Origin of the sequence: Pelagicoccus sp. SDUM812002, from assembly GCF_031127835.1 — a bacterium.
In the GTDB taxonomy this organism is placed as follows: domain Bacteria; phylum Verrucomicrobiota; class Verrucomicrobiia; order Opitutales; family Opitutaceae; genus Pelagicoccus.
In genome coordinates, this window is record NZ_JARXHX010000101.1 from 1 (window position 1) to 892 (window position 892).

An 892-nucleotide genomic window follows, 5' to 3' on the forward strand; every position below is an offset into this window, starting at 1 on the left:
AGAGGGTGTCCAATAAGTCCTGAAACAACCTTATGATCGAACTTTTTCGCTTTTCCATTCACTTTGTTAGCGCTTTTTGAGAAGACGCTCCCACACTGGGGAGCCGATGAAGGAAGAAGGCTACAGCAGCGATCTCACCGACAAGGAATGGAGCGTATTGGAACCGATGATACCGGGACCGGCGAAGCTGGGGCGCCCCGCCCGCTACAGCAAGAGACGCGTTCTCGACGCGATCTTCTACATCGTTCGCGGAGGCGTCGCCTGGCGAATGATCCCCAAGGACCTGCCGCCCTGGCGCATCTGCTACCACTACTTCTCGAAGTGGAAGAAGGAAGGCATCTGGGAGAAGCTGCACGACCAGCTTCGCGGCTACATGCGCTACCGGGCCGGTAAAAAAAGCTCCCACTGCCGCGATCATCGACTCGCAAAGCGTGCGAACTGCTCGCAACGGCGGGGTTCGCGGCTATGATGCAGGAAAGAAGATTAAGGGAGGGAAAAGGCATCTGCTCGTGGACACGCTTGGACTCGTGCTCGCCTCAGTGGTTCGCTCGGCGTCGATCCAGGACCGAGACGGGGCTCGAATGGTTCTAGGAAAGCTCGAGAGCGAGCACGGACGGATCCGCACTATCTGGGCCGACGGCGGCTATCGAGGAAAGCCGGTCGAATGGGTATCCGAGATCCGGAGACATCGTCGGATCGACTTGAAGATCGTCAAGCGCAACGACAAGGCCGAGGGCTTCAAGGTCTTGCCTCGGCGCTGGATAGTCGAACGGACCTTCGCCTGGCTGGAGAACAGCCGAAGGCTCAGCAAGGACTACGAACGCACGACAAGCTCGTCGCAAGCCATGATCCACATCGCGATGACTCGACTGATGACCACCAGACTTGCCTA

General features: G+C 58.1%; 1 protein-coding gene. It reads left to right on the forward strand.

Annotated elements, in window-relative coordinates; all coding sequences use genetic code 11:
* Positions 1–106 precede the first annotated feature (106 nt).
* A protein-coding gene (locus QEH53_RS23865) for an IS5 family transposase (RefSeq protein WP_345785752.1) occupies positions 107–892 on the forward strand; the annotation gives its coding sequence in 2 pieces (ribosomal slippage) (positions 107–396 and positions 395–892; 788 coding nt annotated over the 2 pieces). This gene is flagged as partial in the annotation.